At 69.0% G+C, this 17,854-nt stretch carries 12 protein-coding genes; all 12 read right to left on the bottom strand.

All coding sequences use genetic code 11. From position 1 onward, the window contains the following. Complete coding sequence (locus D5301_RS16185) at positions 1-798, bottom strand: general secretion pathway protein GspN (protein WP_153856268.1); 798 nt, start codon at positions 796-798, stop codon at positions 1-3. Continuing rightward, positions 788-1,501, bottom strand: a complete 714-nt coding sequence (gene gspM, locus D5301_RS16180; RefSeq protein ID WP_153856267.1) for a type II secretion system protein GspM — start codon at positions 1,499-1,501, stop codon at positions 788-790. The genes D5301_RS16185 and gspM overlap by 11 nt, the downstream gene beginning before the upstream one ends. Next, positions 1,476-2,621: a PilN domain-containing protein gene (locus D5301_RS16175; protein ID WP_110711010.1), complete on the bottom strand. Its 1,146-nt coding sequence runs from the start codon at positions 2,619-2,621 to the stop codon at positions 1,476-1,478. The genes gspM and D5301_RS16175 overlap by 26 nt, the downstream gene beginning before the upstream one ends. Beyond that, positions 2,618-3,481 carry a general secretion pathway protein GspK gene (locus D5301_RS16170; RefSeq protein ID WP_110711009.1) on the bottom strand — a complete coding sequence of 288 codons (864 nt, stop codon included), beginning with the start codon at positions 3,479-3,481 and terminating at the stop codon, positions 2,618-2,620. The genes D5301_RS16175 and D5301_RS16170 overlap by 4 nt, the downstream gene beginning before the upstream one ends. Then, positions 3,478-4,110, bottom strand: a complete 633-nt coding sequence (locus tag D5301_RS16165; RefSeq protein WP_153856266.1) for a type II secretion system protein J — start codon at positions 4,108-4,110, stop codon at positions 3,478-3,480. Before D5301_RS16165 ends, D5301_RS16170 begins: the two co-directional genes overlap by 4 nt. Continuing rightward, positions 4,107-4,532: a prepilin-type N-terminal cleavage/methylation domain-containing protein gene (locus tag D5301_RS16160; protein WP_153856265.1), complete on the bottom strand. Its 426-nt coding sequence runs from the start codon at positions 4,530-4,532 to the stop codon at positions 4,107-4,109. Before D5301_RS16160 ends, D5301_RS16165 begins: the two co-directional genes overlap by 4 nt. After that, positions 4,529-5,023 carry a GspH/FimT family pseudopilin gene (locus D5301_RS16155; RefSeq protein ID WP_153856264.1) on the bottom strand — a complete coding sequence of 165 codons (495 nt, stop codon included), beginning with the start codon at positions 5,021-5,023 and terminating at the stop codon, positions 4,529-4,531. The genes D5301_RS16160 and D5301_RS16155 overlap by 4 nt, the downstream gene beginning before the upstream one ends. Before the next feature lie 6 nt (positions 5,024-5,029). Continuing rightward, on the bottom strand, positions 5,030-5,473 hold the full coding sequence (gene gspG, locus D5301_RS16150) for a type II secretion system major pseudopilin GspG (protein WP_004154150.1): 444 nt from the start codon (positions 5,471-5,473) through the stop codon (positions 5,030-5,032). A gap of 49 nt (positions 5,474-5,522) precedes the next feature. Then, complete coding sequence (locus D5301_RS16145) at positions 5,523-6,743, bottom strand: type II secretion system F family protein (protein ID WP_153856263.1); 1,221 nt, start codon at positions 6,741-6,743, stop codon at positions 5,523-5,525. Between the two features lie 24 nt (positions 6,744-6,767). Continuing rightward, positions 6,768-8,492: a type II secretion system ATPase GspE gene (gene gspE, locus D5301_RS16140; protein WP_180855422.1), complete on the bottom strand. Its 1,725-nt coding sequence runs from the start codon at positions 8,490-8,492 to the stop codon at positions 6,768-6,770. A 136-nt stretch (positions 8,493-8,628) separates the two neighbouring features. Then, positions 8,629-10,482, bottom strand: coding sequence for a S8 family peptidase (locus tag D5301_RS16135; RefSeq protein WP_324187337.1), 1,854 nt, complete (start codon positions 10,480-10,482; stop codon positions 8,629-8,631). A 157-nt stretch (positions 10,483-10,639) separates the two neighbouring features. Continuing rightward, positions 10,640-17,821, bottom strand: coding sequence for an ESPR-type extended signal peptide-containing protein (locus D5301_RS16130; RefSeq protein WP_153856262.1), 7,182 nt, complete (start codon positions 17,819-17,821; stop codon positions 10,640-10,642). Between the last annotated feature and the right edge of the window lie 33 nt (positions 17,822-17,854).

Below are 17,854 nucleotides of genomic sequence, written 5' to 3'. Positions count from 1 at the left end.
CTATCGGTTGGTGCCATCGCCCGGGGGCGGCGACGGTTGTTGCTGCTGTTGTTGCTGCAGCTGGCGACGACGGGCCTGGATGCGTTCGCGGATGGCCTGCATCTGCGCTTCGCTGGGGCCGTTGGTGTTGGCAGGTGGGGCAGCGGCGGGCGGAGGCACGGCGCCAGCCGGCTGCTGCTGCGGCTGCTGCTGCGGCTGCGGAGCTGCTGCGGACGTGAGCGGTGCTGGTGGAGCACCCGCCGGGGGCGGCACCACGATCGCGCCTGCGGGCGGCGCGCCGTTGGCACCACGCAGTACGGTCGGTGGTTCGCCGCCCTGGCCGTTGAACACGGCCAGTTCCAGCACCTGGCTGCCGCCGGGGCCGATCACCGTGGCCTGGCGTGGCGCCAGCCCCACCAGCTGCCAGCCATCCACGGCGTCGCCATTGAGGCGCAGACGCAGCGAACGGTTCTGTTCGGTGGTGAACGTGGCCATGCCGAAATCGCCAGTCAGCAGCACGCCGGTCAAGCGCAGCGCGGCGCTGGCGGCCGGTTCGCCGCCTCCCAGCAGATACGGTCGCGGCTTGCGGTCTTCGGCGAACAGCGGACGTTCGCCGATGGCGCTGTAACTGTCGGCGCTGGCCATGCGCTCGGCGGCCAGTGGCGGCAGGGCTGGCAGCGAGGGCGCCGTGTCGGCATCACCGTCGGTGCCGGGCAGCTGGCTGCCGAGGCCAAAGCCGGTGGCCAACCAGACCGCCGCCGCCCAGCCGGCCAGAGCCAGCAGGAAGCCGGTGCGCAGGCTGATCTGCTCACGTTTCATCCGCCACCTCCTGCCCCGCTTGCGGCGCAGCCGGTGCGGGTGTCGGTGCGGTCGATGGCGGTTGCGGTGCCGCGCCCGGCTCGGCTGCAGGTGCCGGGGCAGCGCCATCGGCAGCGGCACCCGGCAGCAGATAGCCCGCCAGTTCAAACGACACGTCCAGGCCGAGTCCGGATTCATTCGGCGACTGCTGGAAACGCTGCGCGATCAGGTTGAGGTTGTCGACGAACAAGCGTGGGCTGCCGGTTTCCAGGCTGTGCAGCACGGTGGCCAGTTCGGCCACGCCACAGCGCAGGCGCACCTGCATGGCGACGCGTACGAACTCGGCGTCGCGCCGGTTGTCGGTGAGCGGCGTGCGGTTGCTGATGGTGCAGCTGCGGTTGCCCGGGCTGGCCATCGCCACCGCATCCTGCAGCTTGGCGCCAAGCGCGGCGGCGGCGGCCTCGGCAGTGGCCTCGCGCAGGAAGCCTGGCCGTTGCTGCAAGGCTTCACGGGTGGCACGCAGGCGCTGTTCGATCTGCGGCTGCTGCTGCAGCTGTGCCTGCACACGCGACTCGCGCTCGCGCAGCGCCGCGACATCGGCATCGATCTCGCGCAACGGCTGGGTGAACCACGGGTGCACCAGCAGGAGGTAGGCCAGGCCCAGCACTGCCAGCAGCAGCGCCAGCGCCAGCCAGCGGTCACGGCGTGCGCTTGGCATCGGCATCGGCCGCCTCCCGGGTCGGGGCCGCTGCCGGCAACGGCTGCAGCTCAGCGGTCATGGTGAAGCGGTCGCGGCCACTGGCGGCGCCATCGGCCTGCAGCACACCGGTCAGGTTGACCTTGCGCCACTGCGGCGCGTCCTGCAGCAGCTGCACCAGCTGCGAGGCCTCGCGGCTGAGCCCGATCAACTGCAGGTTGTTGCTCTCGATGGCCAGCTTTTCCAGGTAGGTGCCCTCCGGCAGGCGCCGGGTCAGCTCGGTCCAGATCTCCACCGTCCCGGCGCGCTGGCTGCGCTGCTTTTCCAGGAACGCCGCACCATCGATCAGCGCCTGCAGCTGCGCACGTTCGCTGGCCACGCCGCGCGCACTGCGTGCACTGCGTTCCACCTGTGCACGCAGTTCATCGGCCGCCGCGCGGCGGTTGTCGAGCAGTTGCAGGCCGGCCAGCACCAGCATCACCACGGCGGCCACCGCCAGCAGCAGGTTCCAGCGCCGCATCGGATCGGTCCGCAACTGGCGCTGTGCGGGCGGCAGCAGGTTCACCTGCAGCGTGTTGCCCTGCGCATCGATCGCATCGACACCGGCCAGCGCATCGGCCCACTGGCCCACGTCATTGCGCCAGGCCTCCAGCTGGCGCAACGGCCAGGCCACCAGTTCGACCTGCAGCTGGCCTTCGCCGGCCACGCCGAGTTCACGCACGTCATAGCTGACCTGGCTGGATTCGAATGGCGTCTGCCGATCGATCTCGAAACCAACCACCGCGCGCAGGCGGTCGGCGGCCGCCGCGGGCAGCCGCAGCTGGCGACGCAGTACATCGCTGGCCGGCAGCAGCCACAGCCGCGGCAGGCTGCGCAGGCGCGCTTCCAGCACCCGGTCCAGTTCAGCCGGCGACAACGGCCACGGCAGGCGCGCCACTGGCTCGCGACGCTCGCCTGCCTCACGCCAGACCTGCAGCTGGTCGCCCTCGCGCTGCAGCAGCAGGCGCGCCTGTGCCCAGCCCAGCGCCCACTGCCAACGAGCCGGCACCCAGGCCAGCAGCGATTGCCGCCACCAGCGCAGGAAACGGCCGGCACCCGGGCCGATCCGGCCCTGCACCTGCCGCAGACTGTCCTGCCAAGCCGTCATCTTGCTGTCATTCCCTGCTCCCAGCGAAGCACTGTGTAGGACCGCCCGGGAACCCCGCCCGAGCCATTGCGTACCACTGCCTGCAACACCGACCGGCGTCCACTGCCGTCGGTGACACGGGACTCGATACTATAGGTGCCACTGCTGCTGGCAAGGGTTGACGCACCGGCAGCGGAATCGGCATCACGCTCCTGCTGGGCACGCTGGGCCAGCACCGTATCCGCGTCCAGGCCCAATGCGGTCAACACCACGGCGCTGGCGAACTGCGGATCGGGTCGCGCCTGTCGGCTGTACAGGGTCAGGTGCGGCAGCATCTTCTGGTACAGCGGCCCACGCATGCCGAGCACCCGCTGCAGCTCGCCGAGGGTCTCGAAACGCTTGTTGCGCGGGCCATACGGCAACCCGGCCGCCGCATAGTCAGGCGCTTCGGCACCGCCCCCAGGCTGCAGCAGGCTGTCCTCGTCACGCCAATCGACGATGGCACCGGCCAGCTGCCGCGCAGCCCCCTCGTCTTCGCCCAGCGCCTTGAGAAAGGCGGTCAGCAGGGTCACGTCGGCCAGGTTCAGGTTGATCTTGCCGTTCTCATCCAGCACCTTGATCTCGATGCTGGCGTCATCGAACTGCCAGCGGTAGGTACGGCCATCAGCGCGCCACGGCGCCCGCTGCGGATCGGCGGACAGGCGCGTCAGCGCGTACTCCAGACCCGCGCGCGCACGTTCCTGGCCGCGCGCATCGTCATCCAGTACCCGCTGCTGCAGGTGCTCGACACGGGCGCTCAACGCGAACGCACCGACCAGTGCGGTCATCAATGCGATCAGCCACAGCACCAGTACCAGTGCCGCGCCATGTTGCCGGTTCACCGTGCACCTCCGCTGCCACCGGCACGCGGCGCCACCACCAGCGTCGGCCAGGGCGCCCCCTTGGCCGGCACGATCTGGATCTCCACCAGCATCGGCAGGCGCCGGGTGTCGTCCCAGCGCGGCATCCAGTCGGTCACCTGGCCGGTGCTGGCATCGATGCCGCGATAACGCAGTTGCACCGACTTCAGGTTCTCCACCAGCACTTCTGGCGGGCGTGGCGGATTTTCCGCGATGCGCTCGCCTTCCTGCAACAGCACCAGGTCCAGCAACAGGCGCTGCTGGCCGCTGCGGCCATCAACCTGCAGTGCATGCAGGTACGATCCCCCCCGTCCGAGATATCCCGGCAGATCGGCGGCGAACAGCATGCGGCTTTCTTCACCCTGGAAGAAGATCGGCTCGCGGGTGGGATCGGGCGCTTCGAGTGGCGTACGCAGCGCGCCTGCCAGTTGCCGACGCAGCAAGGTCTCCACTGCGCGCATGCGTTCGCTCTCGGCAGCGATCTGCTCGCCGCGCTGGCTGACCGCCATCGCCGAGCGCACGCTGGCGAACGCCAGGGCCAGGCCACCGGCCAGCAGCACCGTGGCCAGCATCACTTCAACCAGAGTGAAACCCGCGGCTCGGTGCTTCATCGCGCGCTCTCCAGGTCCGGCGGCAACAGGCGCAGGCTGCGCCAGCGCAGCTGCTCGCGCTCACTGTCGCCCCAGCGTACCTGCAGCTGCAGCTCGGCCAACCAGGGGGCACCCGGTGATTGCGATTGTGCCTGCGCCAGGTTGTTCGCGCGTGGCTCCACCCACGGCTGCACCTGCAGCTGCCAGTGGTAGCGCCCTTGTTCCCAGTCCCCCTGCTGGCTGCCGACCTGCAGTGGCGAGGCAACACCGGCTTCGGCCAGCAGCGACTGCGCATGCAGCACCGCACGCGTGCGCAGCTCGGCGTCGCGCACCTGTTTCGCGCCACCTGAAAGACTCCCCAGCAGCAGGGTCAACGCCAACCCGAGCAGGGCGAAGGCGATGATCACTTCCAGCAGGGTGAAGCCGCGGGCGCGCCGCTTCATTGCGACCGCCAGGGGCCGGAGCGGACCTCACCGGTCAGCCAGCCCACGTCGATGCGCCATTCGGCATCGTCACGCTGCAGCCGGATGCGGCCACCGCTGGAGCCACCATCGGGGTGGAACTCGATCACGCCCTGGCCTGGCGCGGTGGCCAGCTGCGCGGCGCCTTCGAACTGCACCTGCAGCTGTGCCGGCACCTCGCCGTGGCGCTGGTTGGCGCCTTCCCAGCGCCGCTTTGCCGGTTCGATGACGAAACGCTGCGGCTCACCGCGGGCAATCGCCTGTGCGCGCACCATGCGCAGCTGGTTGGCGATGTCCTTGCCGGCGCTGCGCAACTGCATGCCAGAGAAACCGCGCGACAGCCCTGCGGCGGTGATCAGGCCGATCGCAGCGATCAGCGCGATCACCAGCAGCATTTCCAGCAGCGACAGGCCTGCCGCGCGCCTGCCGTGCAGGCGCGGGCCTGACAGCCGGCGCGGCAGGAAATGCGTCATACGGGTTTACGGCTGGTAACGGATGTCGGCGTCGACGCTGCTGCCGCCGGCCTTGCCATCCTTGCCCAGGCTGACCAGCTCGTACGGCTGGCCTTCGCCCGGCGCACGGTATTCCAGCGCGTGGCCCCACGGGTCGTTCAGATCGGCCGGCTTGGCATACGGGCCCAGCCAGCCGCCAACACCGGCCGGTGCGGTCACCAGGTCGTTCAGCGAACCCGGCAGCTTGCCGGTGTCGATCTGATAGTTGTCGATCTTGGAGGCGACGGTCTGCACCTGCGCCTTGGCGATGTTGGCCTTGCCGCGGTCGGCACCGCCCAGCACACGGCTGGCGACCAGGGTCAGCACCGCGCCGATCAGCACGATGACGATGATGATTTCCAGCAGGCTCATGCCCGACTGGTTGCGCGCGGCGGTGAAGGAAAGGCGGATCGGTCGACGGGAAGCAATCATGGTCGGTCCTTTCAGTTGCGGAGTGTCGGGGTTGCGTAGGGATCCATCGTCAACCGATGGCATTGGTCAGGTCGTACAGCGGCACCAGCACGGCCACGATCACCGCACCGACCACCGAGGCCAGCACCAGGGTGATCGCCGGCACCATCGCCGCCAGCAGGCGATCGATGCGCCGGGCGCTGTCCTGCTCGAACGTGTCGGCAGCCTTCAGCAGCATGGTATCGAGGGCACCGGATTCCTCGCCGACCTGGATCATCTGCAGGGCCAGGCGTGGGAAACGCTTGCCGCGTGACAGTGCCAGCGACAGGCCGGCACCGTTCTTCACTTCGTCCGCGGCGGCTTCCACATCGGCAGCCAGCGCGCGGTTGCCCAGCACGTTGCGGGCGATGCCCAAGGCACCCAGCAACGGCACGCCATTGCGCAGCAGGGTGCCCAGCGTGCGTGCCAGCCGCGCGGTTTCCAGTTCGCCGAGCAGGCGGCCAATGCCGCGCCGCTGCAGCAGCCAGCCATCCAGCGCCAGCCGGAATGCCGGTTGCCGCGCCTTGCGTTCGAAGAACAACGCCACCAGCGCCGGCACCACCAGCAGCAGCACCCACCAGTCGCGCACGAACAGGCCCAGCTGCAGCACTGCGTTAGTGAACCACGGCAGCGCCACGTCCAGGCTCTCGTACATCTGCGCGAACTGCGGCACCACGTAGCCGAGCAGGAACAGCAGCGCGCCGCCCACCACCACCAGCAGGATGGCCGGGTACACCAGCGCGTTGATCACCTTGCCCTGCAGCGCGCGGCTGCGCTCAAGGTAGTCGGCCAGGCGCTGCAGGGTTTCGTGCAGGCTGCCGCCGGCTTCACCGGCACGCACCATGTTCACGTACAGGCGGGAGAACAGGCCGTGCTGGCGTTCCAGCGCGGTCGACAGCGGCGCGCCACCGCGCACCACGTCGCGGATGTCGGTAATCGCGCGGCGCGAGCGTTCGTCTTCCGGCAACCCGAGCAGGATCGACAGCGCGCGATCCAGCGGCTGGCCGGCACCGAGCAGGGTCGCCAGCTGCTGGGTGAACTGCAGCAGCGCTGCGCCCTGCAGCGGGCGCTGGCGCAGCAGGTTGCGCCAGGTACTGCCCCCGATCGCGCCACCATCGGCGAGCTGGGTCTCCATCGGCAGATGGCCCTGGTCCTGCAGGCGTGCGACCAGTTCGGCCTCGCTTGCGGCTTCCATCTGCCCGTCGAAGATCTCGCCGTGCGGATTGAGCGCCTTGTAACGGTAGGTCGGCATGTCAGCCCCGGGATCCTGCGCGCATCAGCTTTCCTCGGTCACGCGCAGCACTTCCTCGATGGTGGTCTGCCCGCTCAACGCCTTGGACAGGCCATCCTCGTACATGGTGCGCATGCCGGCTTCACGGGCGATGCGCTCGATCTCGCCCATGCCATCGCGGCGCATCACCGCACGCCGCAGCGCATCGTTCATCACCAGGAATTCCATGATGGTGGTGCGACCGAGGTAGCCGGTCGGCGCCAGCGCGGAAGGCTTCGGGCGATACAGGTGGATCGGTCCTTCCGGCTGCAGGCGGCGCAGCTCGAAGCGTTCGATCTCTTCCGGCGAGGCTTCATAGCGCTCGGCATGGGTCGGCTCCAGCCGGCGCACCAGGCGCTGGGCGAGGATGCCATTGATGGTGGACGTCAGCAGGTAGTCCTCCACGCCCATGTCGAGCAGGCGGGTGATGCCGCCGGCTGCGTTGTTGGTATGCAGGGTGGACAGCACCAGGTGGCCGGTCAGCGCCGACTGGATCGCGATGCGCGCGGTTTCCAGGTCGCGCATTTCGCCGATCATGATGATGTCCGGATCCTGGCGCACGATGCTGCGCAGCGCGTTGGCGAAATCCAGCCCGATCTGTGGCTTGGCCTGGATCTGGTTGATGCCCTCGATCTGGTATTCCACCGGGTCTTCGACCGTGATGATCTTGACGTCGGCAGTGTTCAGCTGGCTCAGCGCGGTGTACAGCGTGGTGGTCTTGCCTGAACCGGTCGGGCCGGTCACCAGCAGGATGCCGTGCGGCTGTTCCAGCACCTTGCGGAACTGCGGCAGGAAGGCGTCAGTGAAACCGAGACGATGGAAATCGAACACCACCGTTTCACGGTCCAGCAATCGCATCACCACGCTTTCGCCGTGCGCGGTCGGCACCGTGCTCACGCGCAGGTCCAGCTCCTTGCCCTGCACGCGCAGCATGATGCGGCCGTCCTGCGGCAGGCGGCGCTCGGCGATGTTGAGCCGGGCCATGATCTTGATGCGGCTGATCACCGCAGCAGTGAGGTTGGCCGGCGGGCTTTCGCCTTCCACCAGCACGCCATCGACGCGGTAACGCACCTTCAACCGGCTTTCGAACGGTTCGACATGGATGTCCGAAGCGCGCAGCTCCACTGCACGCTGGATCACCAGGTTGACCAGGCGGATCACCGGCGCTTCCGAGGCAAGGTCGCGCAGATGCTCGATGTCATCGACCGCACCGCCCTCGCCATCGGCGGTTTCGACGATCGCGCCCATCGCGCTGCGGCCCTGGCCGAACCAGCGCTCGACCAGGTCATCAATTTCCGCGCGCATGCCCAGCACCGGTGTCACCGGTACACCCAGTGCCAGCTGCACGGCCTGCTGCGGATACGCATCGTGGGCATCGGCCAGCCACAGCCGGACCCCCTGTTCATCCAGCGCGAGCGGGCAGACATGGAACTGCTTGAGGAAGCGCAGCGACAACGGCAAGCCTTCCGCCAGCCCTTGTGGCGGTGCTTCCGGCAGCTGCTTGCCTTCCAGCAGCGGCAGCCCCAGCACTTCGGCGCTGGCCTGGGCCTGGTCACGCTCGGAGACCAGCCCCAGCCGCACCAGCAGGCCCAGCAGGCTGCCGCCGGCCTCTGCGTGCAGCGGCCGCGCACGTGCCAGATCGCCTTCCTTCAGCCGGCCGCGCGCCAGCAGCGCATCCAGGATGCGGCCTTCAGCGTCGTCGGCAGCGGCGGTAGCAGCAAGCGCGTTCACATGACTCTCCTGTCAATCGGCTCGACTTTAACAGTTAAGCCATGATTTCCGCCGCCCCTGCGCCACCTTTCGTAAAAAGACGAAGCCCGTCACATGGGATGACGGGCTTCGGCCATTCAACTACGACAGTTCAAGCTTACTGCGTGGCGAGAATGCTCACCCCGTTGTAGGCCGCTTCACCCACCACCTTGATGTAGTAGGTGGCCGCCACCGGCTTGGTCACCCGCACCGTCTCGGAGGTGCCCGGACGGGTCGACTTGGCGTCGTTGTCGCTGGCACTGGGCTCACGGCCTTCAGCCACGTAGACCGAAACGTTGCCGGTGCCACCGTAGGTGATCACGCTGAACTGCTTGCCGGCAGCCGCTTCGAAGCTGTAGAGCTTGCTGCTGCCGGCCGCACCGGACAGGCCACCGACGGCAGCCTTGTTGGTCAGCGGCGTGGCCACCGGCCCGCAGTTCTCGGTGCACGGTTCTTCCAGTGCCTTGGCCAGCGCGGCCTTGGCATCGAGGATGCCGGTACCGATCGGCGTGGCCGCCGGGATGGCGACCGGGAACGGACGCGCGGTTTCCTTCAGCAGGGTGCGCATGGCCGCCGGAGTCAGCGGATCCTTGCCCTTGGCGATCAGTGCGCTCTGCACCAGTGCAGCAACGGCGGCCACATGCGGCGAGGCCATCGAGGTACCGCCCATGCCCATGTAGCCCGGCGTGCCCGATTCCGGCGTGGTGGCCGCATTGGAGCCGGTCTGCCAGATGTAGCCACCCGGGTTGCCGTCGACACTGCCGCCGCCACCCGGACCGGACAGGTCCACGCGGGTGCCATAGTTTGAGTAGTAGGTGATGCCACCGGTGATGCGCGTGGCACCCACGGTCACCACGCCTTCGCAGCTGGCCGGACGGTACTTGGACGCGTTGTCGGTCTCATTGCCGGCCGCCACCACCACGGTGGTGCCACGCGAGATCGCGCCGTTGATGGCGTCCTGGTAGGTGCTGCCGCAGGCGCCGCTGCCGCCCAGGCTCATGTTGATGATCTCGGCCGGGTTGGTGTTGGCCGGGATGCCGGTCACCGTGCCACCCGATGCCCAGACCACCGCGTCGGCGATGTCGGACAGGTAGCCGCCGCACTTGCCCAGCACGCGCACCGGCAGCACCTTGGCCTTGTAGGCGACACCGGCCATGCCGACGCCGTTGTTGGTCTGCTCGGCCACGGTGCCAGCGACGTGGGTGCCGTGCCAGGAACTGTCCTCTGCCAGCGAGCCGTCATAGCACTCGTTGTCGTTCTCGACCCAGTCACCGTAGTCCTGCGCACCCGGCACACGATCGTTGGTCGGGCGCCGCGAGGTCTCCGCATCGCTGATGAAGTCGTAACCCTCCAGCAGGTTGCCGACCAGGTCCGGATGCTGCGGCAGGATGCCGGTATCGATCACCGCCACCACGATGCCCTCACCCTGCGAGACATCCCATGCCGCCGGTGCGTTGATGCCACCCACCGCATTGTGCAGGTGCCACTGGTTCTGCTGGTAGAAGGGGTCGTTCGGCACCAGCGCGGGCTGCACGTCGCCGGCACGCAGTTCGGTACGGCGCAGTTTCACGTCGGCTTCGGCGTACTGCACCGACGGGTCGGCCTGCAGCTCCTTCAGTACGCGCTGCAGTTCGGCCGGAGCCAGGCGCCCCTGCACACGGATGAGGTCTGCACCGGTCGCCAGCCTGCGGACCACCTGCGGACCGAGCGTACTGGCACGGGACGTGCCACCGGAGAGGCTGGCACGGGTCAGTGCGGACTGCACGGTGGACAGTTTCGCCGAGCGGTCAGTGGCGGCGGCAGCACCGGCACGGTACTTGACGATGATGCGCTCGGTTCCCGGCTGGGCGGTGCTGGCCTGGCGCACCGGTTCGCGGGTCGGCAGTCCGGCGGCGTGGACGGCACCGACGGCCGTCATCGACAGCACGGCGGCAGCAAGCACATTGATGCGGAGGTTCTGCTTCTTGATCACGTCGAATTCCTCTTCTGGGTCATGGTTCGAACCAACACTGCGGCCATCATTCCTTGACGACTCCCGGCCGGCCCAGCCGGGATTGCCGTGACCTCCCCCCAGGCCCTCATTGCAGGTGCAGCGCCGGCGTGGGTGGCCGCCGGCGCAATGAAGTGACTTACCAGCCGAAGCCGGCACCGACGCCGACCGAGCTGTCGTCGCTGCTGAAGGCGCCGCCAAAAGTGACCGTGGCGCGATCGCTGATCGCACGCTGGTAACCCAGCGACAACGCTGACTCGCCGCCCTGGAAACCAATGCCGACGCCGACCCGGTTCTGGGTGCGGATACCCGCTGCACTGGTCGCCATGTTGAGCATCGCCGCGCTCATCGCACCCTGGCGGTCGATGCGGCGATCCATGTGGCGCAGGCGTCCGTCGATCTCGCCCTTGAACACATCGAAGCTGTCGGCGACGGCCTGGACGCGGCTGTCGGTGTAGCTGTTGGCCGTGGCCATGCCACGGTCGAGCTGGCCCTTGTTGACCGCATCGGTGGCCGTGGTACCGGCCGCCACGTTGGTGACCTGGCGTTCGTTGCCTTCGCTGCCCACCGAGACCGTGTTGGCACGATCGGCGACCGAGCCCTGGCCCAGCGCCACGGCGTTCGCAGCGGTGGCATTGGCACCCTGGCCGATGGCAGTGGACGAGGCGCCGCTGGCGACAGCGCCCTCGCCCATGGCGACGGCATTGAAGCCGTTTGCCGGCGTGCCCACCGGAATGCCGGCACCCGCTGCGGCGGCGGTCGGCGTGCCCTGCACGCGCGCGGTGCTGGCCGGTGCCGCGTCGGCCGTTGCCGGAGCATCGGCCACGCTGGCCAGCGGGCTTTCATCCAGCGCGGCACTCATTGCGCGCAGGCTGGAAGCACCTGCACGCGTGCCACCCGCAGTACGGCGGTCAATCTCGCTGACCTTGCGGTCCAGCGCGCCCAGCGCATCGCCGACGTTGCTGTAGGTGGCCCCCTGGATCACGTAGTTCGGTGCCACGAATACACCCTGCATGCCGACGCTGGCACCGCCGCCGAGGAAGCTGGCGGCATCGCTGAGCGACTGGAACAGCTGCCCACCATTGATCGCCTGGCGGCTGCCAGCCGCAATGCTGCCGGCACCGACGTTGTCGATGGTGGTGCCCTGGAAGCCGGACAGGGTCAGGCGATCACGGCTGGCGTCGTCATAGCCGACCGCACTGGCCGCCGTGGTTTCAACGGTGGCGATACGCGAATCAAAATCGCCCACGCGGGTTTCCACCGCGCCCACCCGCTGGTTGGTGACGTTGAGCTGCGAACCGGTGATGGCGTCGCTGCTGCCGGCGGCGATGCGGCCATCGGCCACATTGACGATGCGGCGCGTGGCCGGACCTTCGGTGCCGTTGCCACCGCCGACCGACACCACGTTGGCATCGAGCGCACGCGAACCTGCGCCCAGTGCCACCGAGTTGGCACCGGATGCGCCGGCGCTGGTACCCAGCGCAAGTGCACCATTGCCGATCGCCATCGCATTGGCACCCAGTGCATTGCTGCGTGCACCACTGGCACTGGCCGCCGAACCGATCGCGGCGGCATCACTGCCGCTGGCGTTGGCGATACCTGCGCCGGTGGCCTTGACGTAACGCGCCGTGCCATCGGCGGTTGCGGCGACCGCATCAAGCTGGCCACGATTGACCGCATCGGTGCGCTCGGTACCGGCAGCGACGCGGGTGATCTGACGATCACTGGTGCTGCTGCCCACCGACACGGTGTTGGCACGATCGGCCACCGAGCCTGCGCCCAGTGCGATGCTGCCGGCCGCCGAAGCGTTGGCACTGACACCCACCGCGGTGGCATTGGCGCCGGTGGCCTTGCTGCCATAGCCGACCGCAGTACCGAGGCGGCCACTGGCTTCGGCATAGCTGCCCAGCGCCGAAGCGCCATCGGCCGAAGCATTGGCGCGGAAACCACTGGCCTGCGACTGGGTGCCGCTGGCCGTGGCCTGCGCGCCGCTGGCGGTGCTGTAGGCGCCCTTGGCCTGGGCACCGGCACCGGTAGCGCTGGCGCCGAGTTCGCTGGCGCTGGCACCGCTGCCCACGGCCACGCTGTCGACACCAGCAGCCTGCGCCGCGTTGCCCAGTGCGGCCGCATTGTTGCCGGTGGCGAGCGCATCGAAGCCCACGGCCGTGGCATTGGCGGCCATGGCGTTGGCACCGCTGCCCAGCGCAGTGGCGCCGTTGCCGAGCGCATTGGCCGCGTTGCCGGCGGCCAGTGCGTTGTCACCGTCCACCAGAGCACCGGCCTCGCCATCGGCATTGCCGCTGGCCTGGAACTGCCGGCTGGTCTTGTCGGCAACGCTGGCGACTGCATCCAGCTGGCCCTTGTTCACCGCATCGGTGGCTTCGGTACCGGCTGCGACATGGGTGACCTGGCGCTCACCGCCCGCCTTGCCGACAGCCACCGTGTTGTCACGGTCGGCCTTGGAGCCGGCGCCGAGCGCGACGCTGTTGCTACCGTTGGCGGTGGCATTGGCACCCAGTGCGGTGGCACTGCTGCCCGCCGCCCACGAATTCCAGCCGATCGCCGTGGCGTAGTCTTCGGTGGCCCACGCGCCCGCACCGAATGCCGCAGCACCGGTGCCACTGGCACGCGACGGGATCAGGCCGAAGAAGGTGCTGCCACCGATGGCGACGCTCTCCTCGCCACTGGCTTCGCTGGACTGGCCGACCGCCACCGCGCCGGTACCGGCCGCAGCGGCACCGAAGCCTACTGCAGTGGTGTTGGCACCGCTGGCGGCCGAGCCATAGCCGAGTGCGGTGCCGAGGCGACCGCTGGCTTCGGCGTAGCCGCCGACAGCGGTAGTGCCATCGGCAGACGCGGCGCTGCGGAAGCCGCTGGCCAGTGCCTGGGTGCCGCTGGCATTGGCTTCTGTACCTGTGGCCGTGCTGTAGGCGCCGCTGGCCTGCGCACGCGCGCCGACCGCGCTTGCGCCCAGTTCACTGGCGCTGGCGCCGGTGCCGAGCGCCAGGCTGTCTTCGCCGGTGGCCTGTGCCGTGCTGCCCAGGGCAGCCGCGTTGCTGCCGGTGGCCAGCGCATCGATGCCCACGGCGGTGGCGTTGGCGGCCAGCGCATTGGCACCGCTGCCGAGCGCGGTGGCACCGTTGCCGATCGCGTTGGCCGCGTCACCGGCCGCCAGCGCGTTGTCGCCCTCCACCAGCGCCCCGGTTTCACCATCCGCATTGCCACTGGCCTGGAACTGCCTGCTGGTCTTTTCCGCTGCCGCGGCTACGGCATCGAGCTGATTCTTGTTGACCGCATCATTGCCCTGCGTGCCATCGGCCACGTTGGTGATCTGACGGGTATTGCCACCGCCGCCCACCGACACGGTGTTGTCGCGGTCGGCAATCGAGTCCGCACCCAGCGCCACGCTGTTGGCGCCGCGCGATTCGGCGGCGTTGCCCAACGCGGTGCTGTTGATGCCCCCCGACCAGGCGCCACCACCCACCGCAGTGGAGTAGTTGCCCGATGCCTCGGTGGCCAGCAGACCGAACAACGAGCCGCCAACGGCGACACTGTTGGTGCCGGTGGCCAGGCTGCCCTGGCCGGTGGCGGTGCTGTAGGCGCCGGACGCTTCCGAGTCGCCACCCACTGCCACACTGTTGGAGCCGGATGCATTGGCGAAGTTGCCGAACGCGGTGGCGTTGAACGCCGAGGCCTGTGCGTAGCCACCGATGGCGGTGCTGTAACCGCCGCTGGCTTCGGCACCGATGCCAAAGGCCGCAGACGCCGTACCACTGGCCACGCTTTCGCTACCCACAGCGGTGGCGGCGTCGCCACTGGCATTGCTGAAGTAGCCCACGGCCACGGCTTCTTCGCCGGACGCTTCAGACAGCACGCCATTGGCAGTGCTACCGGCGCCGCTGGCAATGCTGGCAGCACCGAACGCCGCACTCTGCTCGCCGCTGGCCTCGCTTTCCGCACCGTGCGCGGTGGCGTATTCGCCCGTGGCCTGTGCGTTGGCACCGACGGCGCTGGCGTTGGCTGCGGTCGCCAATGCATTGAAGCCCAGCGCCTGTGCGTTGCTGGCCAGCGCGTTGGCACCGCTGCCCAGTGCGGTAGCGCCATTGCCGATGGCGTTGGCTGCATCACCGGCCGCCAGCGCGTTGTCACCTTCCACCAGGGCACCGGCTACGTCGTCGCCGTTGCCGCTGGCTTGGAAGAAGCGGCTGGTGGTGGTGGCAGTGCTCGCCACCGCATCCAGCTGCGCCTTGTTCACTGCATCGGTGGCCTGCGTGCCAGCAGCCACATTGGTGACCTGGCGTTCGTTGCCGGCGCTGCCGACCGACACCGTGCGTGCACGGTTGGCGACCGAGCCGGCGCCCAGCGCAACCGCATTGCTGGCGCTGGCATTGCTGCCGGCACCCAGCGCGATCGCGCTCTCGCCACCGGCCACCGTGTTGGTGCCGATGGCGATGCTGTTGATGCTGTTGCCCAGCGCCTGGAAGCCCAGCGCCACGCTGTTGTCGCCATAGCCGAAGGCACCACGGCCGACCGCTGTGGAGCTGGCCCCGTTGGCCCAGCTGTTGTAGCCAATGGACGTCGCACCACTGCCACTGGCCCAGGCCGCGTTGCCGAATGCCGAGGCATTGGTGGCGGTGGCCCATGCACCCGAACCGAATGCTGCTGCGCCACTGGCAGTCGCCCAGCTGTAACCGCCTACTGCGGTGCTGTCCTCGCTGCTGGCGAATGCGCTGTCACCCACTGCGACCGCGTAGCTGCCGGTGGCGCGCGACTTGCCGCCTGCGGCGAAGCTGTTGTCTCCGCTGGCCTTGGCCGCGTTGCCGAAGGCGCTGCTGGCAGCCCCAGTGGCCTGCGCACCGCTGCCGACGGCGGTGGCATCGGCCACGGCGGTGGTGCCGACCTGCTGCGCCGTGCCGTCGGCGCCGATGATCGGTTGGTTGAATTCGTCATAAGCCTGGCCGAGACCACCGATGGCGACACCGCCATTGCCGGTGGCCGTGCTGTTGCGGCCCACGGCCACGCTGTCATCGCCGATGGCCGACGCGGCAGCACCCTGCGCGATGGCACCTGCGCCGATCGCATTGCTCGACGAACCCACAGCGATGGAGCCTTCGCCATCAGCCAGTGCGCCAGCATCACTGCCCGCCTCCGGCTGTGCCTGGAAGAAACGCGCGGTGGTGTCGGCAGTGCTGGCCACGGCGTCGAGCTGGGCCTTGTTCACCGCATCGGTGGCTTCGCTGCCCGCAGCGACGCTGGTGATCTGCCGTTCGTTGCCGGCACTGCCCACCGCCACGCTGTTGGCACGCACCGCTTCGGAGTTGGCCCCGAGCGCGACACTGTTGGCGCCGCGCGCAGTGGCGTAGTAGCCCACGGCAGTGCTCTGCGCACCGCTGGCCCAGGTCTGCGCGCCCAGGGCACTGGCGTTCTCGCCCGGTGCATAGGCGAAGTAGCCAACGGCCGTGGCTTCAGTGCCGGAGGCTTCGCTGAGGCTGCCGTTGGCCACAGCACGGTCGCCACTGGCGATGGCACCGGCACCGACGGCGGTGGCGGCTTCGCCACTGGCCTGGGTCTGCACGAAGAAGCCCAGGCCGGGGATCAGGTCAGCCGGGCCACCGATGGCAACGCTGCTGGTACCCGTCGCATTGCTCTGCGTACCCAGCGCGGTGGAGTAGTCACCGATGGCATTGGCCACGGCGCCGAAGGCCGACGCCTGCGCACCGGCCGCATAGGCGCCGACGCCGTAGGACGACGCCGCAAAACCACTGGCTTCGGCACTGGCACCGACCGCAGTGCCGCCGACGCCTGCGCTGGTTGCGCCGGTTTCCACCGGCACGCCGCCGCTGGTGATCAGCGGGTTGCCGTCGGCATCCACCGCAGCGCCACCCACGGCAACGCTGCCCGGACCGTTGGCCTGCGCGTTGTTGCCGAACGCGGCACTGTTCTGGCCCGAGGCCAGTGCGTTGTTGCCAACGGCAGTGGCGTTCTGCGCGACGGCGGTGGCGCCGGCACCGACTGCAGTGGTGCCGTTGCCGATGGCATTGGCGGCCTCGCCGGCCGCCAGCGCCTCGTCGCCCTCGGCCAGTGCACCGGCATCGCTGTTGCTGCTGCCGGTGGCCTGGAAGCGCTTGGCGGTGGCATCGGCCACGGCGGCAACGTCCTTCAGCTGACCGACATTGACTGCGTCGTTGTCTTCAGTGCCGGCGGCCACGCTGGTGATCTGCCGGGTCAGGCCGTATCCGGCGGCGCCGACGGACACGGTATCGACGCGGTCGGCCAGCGAACCCGCGCCGAGCGCCACGCTGCCGGTGGCAACCGCGACGGAGTTGGAACCCAGCGCGGTGCTGTATTCACCGACAGCCGTGCTGAACGCACCGACTGCGATCGATGCTTCGTTGGCGGCGGTGGCGCCACGACCGAGCGCGGTGCTGCCCGGGCCCATCGCCACGGCACCGCCGCCAACAGCGGTGGCGCCATCGGCGGTGGCTTCGGACAAGGCACCCAGCGCGGTAGCCGCGCCGTTTTCGCTGGCGGCGGTAGCGCTTGCACCGACGGCAGTGTCGCCGAGACCGAAGGCCGCAGCGCTCTGCCCGACCACCACGCTGGCATCGCCGATCGCCAAAGCACCCTGGCCGAACGCGCTGGCGCCGATGCCAGCGGCAATGGCCTGGGTGCCGATGGCGGTGGTGGCGTTGGCCAGCGACTGCGCACCCGCACCGGCCGCAACTGCGCCCTGCCCGTCGATCTTCGCCGCGTCGCTGTCATCGCCTGCGCCATCGGCCTTGAAATAGCGGTTGCCATCTGCGGCAACGTCGGCCAGCGCAGCCTGGGTGGCGCGCGCCTGCGCGTCCAGCTGCGCCTTGTTCACCGCATCGGTCGCCTGGGTGCCCGCCGCAACGTTGGCGATCTGCCGTTCCTTGCCGGCATCGCCGACGGACACGGTGTTGGCCCGCGTGGCCTTGGAGCCAGCGCCCAGCGCAACGCTGTTGGCGGCACTGGCATTGCTGTTGCTGCCGATCGCCACCGCGTTGCTGCCCTTGGCCGTGGCCGAGCCTTCGATCAGGCACTTTTCGAGCAGCTTGCCGCTGAATGCAACGCAGGTGGCGCTGCCGCCGATCTGCACCGACTGTGCTGCGGCGCTGCCACTCATGCCCAACCCCATTACCAGGCCCAGTGCCACTGCCAGCAGTGTGGGCGTGGCCTGTGTCGCATCGCGGCGCTGGTCGACGACCCCGCCACTGCTGCTGTCGGAGGAGGCCAGTTCCGAGGCCACCACCAACTGACCCAATGCTTTGTTCCAGACCTTGCGATAAATCCGATTCATCGGTACGGCTCCTGATTGGACTGGTTTTGGGCA

Source organism: Stenotrophomonas sp. MH181796 (assembly GCF_009659995.1).
GTDB classification, from domain to species: Bacteria; Pseudomonadota; Gammaproteobacteria; order Xanthomonadales; family Xanthomonadaceae; genus Stenotrophomonas; species Stenotrophomonas riyadhensis.
This window is presented reverse-complemented; position numbering and strand designations above follow the sequence as displayed.

Bases quoted from the DNA above. Each gene is read 5' to 3' on its own strand.
- D5301_RS16165 (WP_153856266.1), bottom strand. From the start codon at position 4,110: ATGAAGCACCGAGCCGCGGGTTTCACTCTGGTTGAAGTGATGCTGGCC.
- D5301_RS16160 (WP_153856265.1), bottom strand. From the start codon at position 4,532: ATGAAGCGGCGCGCCCGCGGCTTCACCCTGCTGGAAGTGATCATCGCC.
- D5301_RS16155 (WP_153856264.1), bottom strand. From the start codon at position 5,023: ATGACGCATTTCCTGCCGCGCCGGCTGTCAGGCCCGCGCCTGCACGGC.
- D5301_RS16145 (WP_153856263.1), bottom strand. From the start codon at position 6,743: ATGCCGACCTACCGTTACAAGGCGCTCAATCCGCACGGCGAGATCTTC.
- gspG (WP_004154150.1), bottom strand. From the start codon at position 5,473: ATGATTGCTTCCCGTCGACCGATCCGCCTTTCCTTCACCGCCGCGCGC.
- D5301_RS16130 (WP_153856262.1), bottom strand. From the start codon at position 17,821: ATGAATCGGATTTATCGCAAGGTCTGGAACAAAGCATTGGGTCAGTTG.
- D5301_RS16175 (WP_110711010.1), bottom strand. From the start codon at position 2,621: ATGACGGCTTGGCAGGACAGTCTGCGGCAGGTGCAGGGCCGGATCGGC.
- gspM (WP_153856267.1), bottom strand. From the start codon at position 1,501: ATGCCGATGCCAAGCGCACGCCGTGACCGCTGGCTGGCGCTGGCGCTG.
- D5301_RS16185 (WP_153856268.1), bottom strand. From the start codon at position 798: ATGAAACGTGAGCAGATCAGCCTGCGCACCGGCTTCCTGCTGGCTCTG.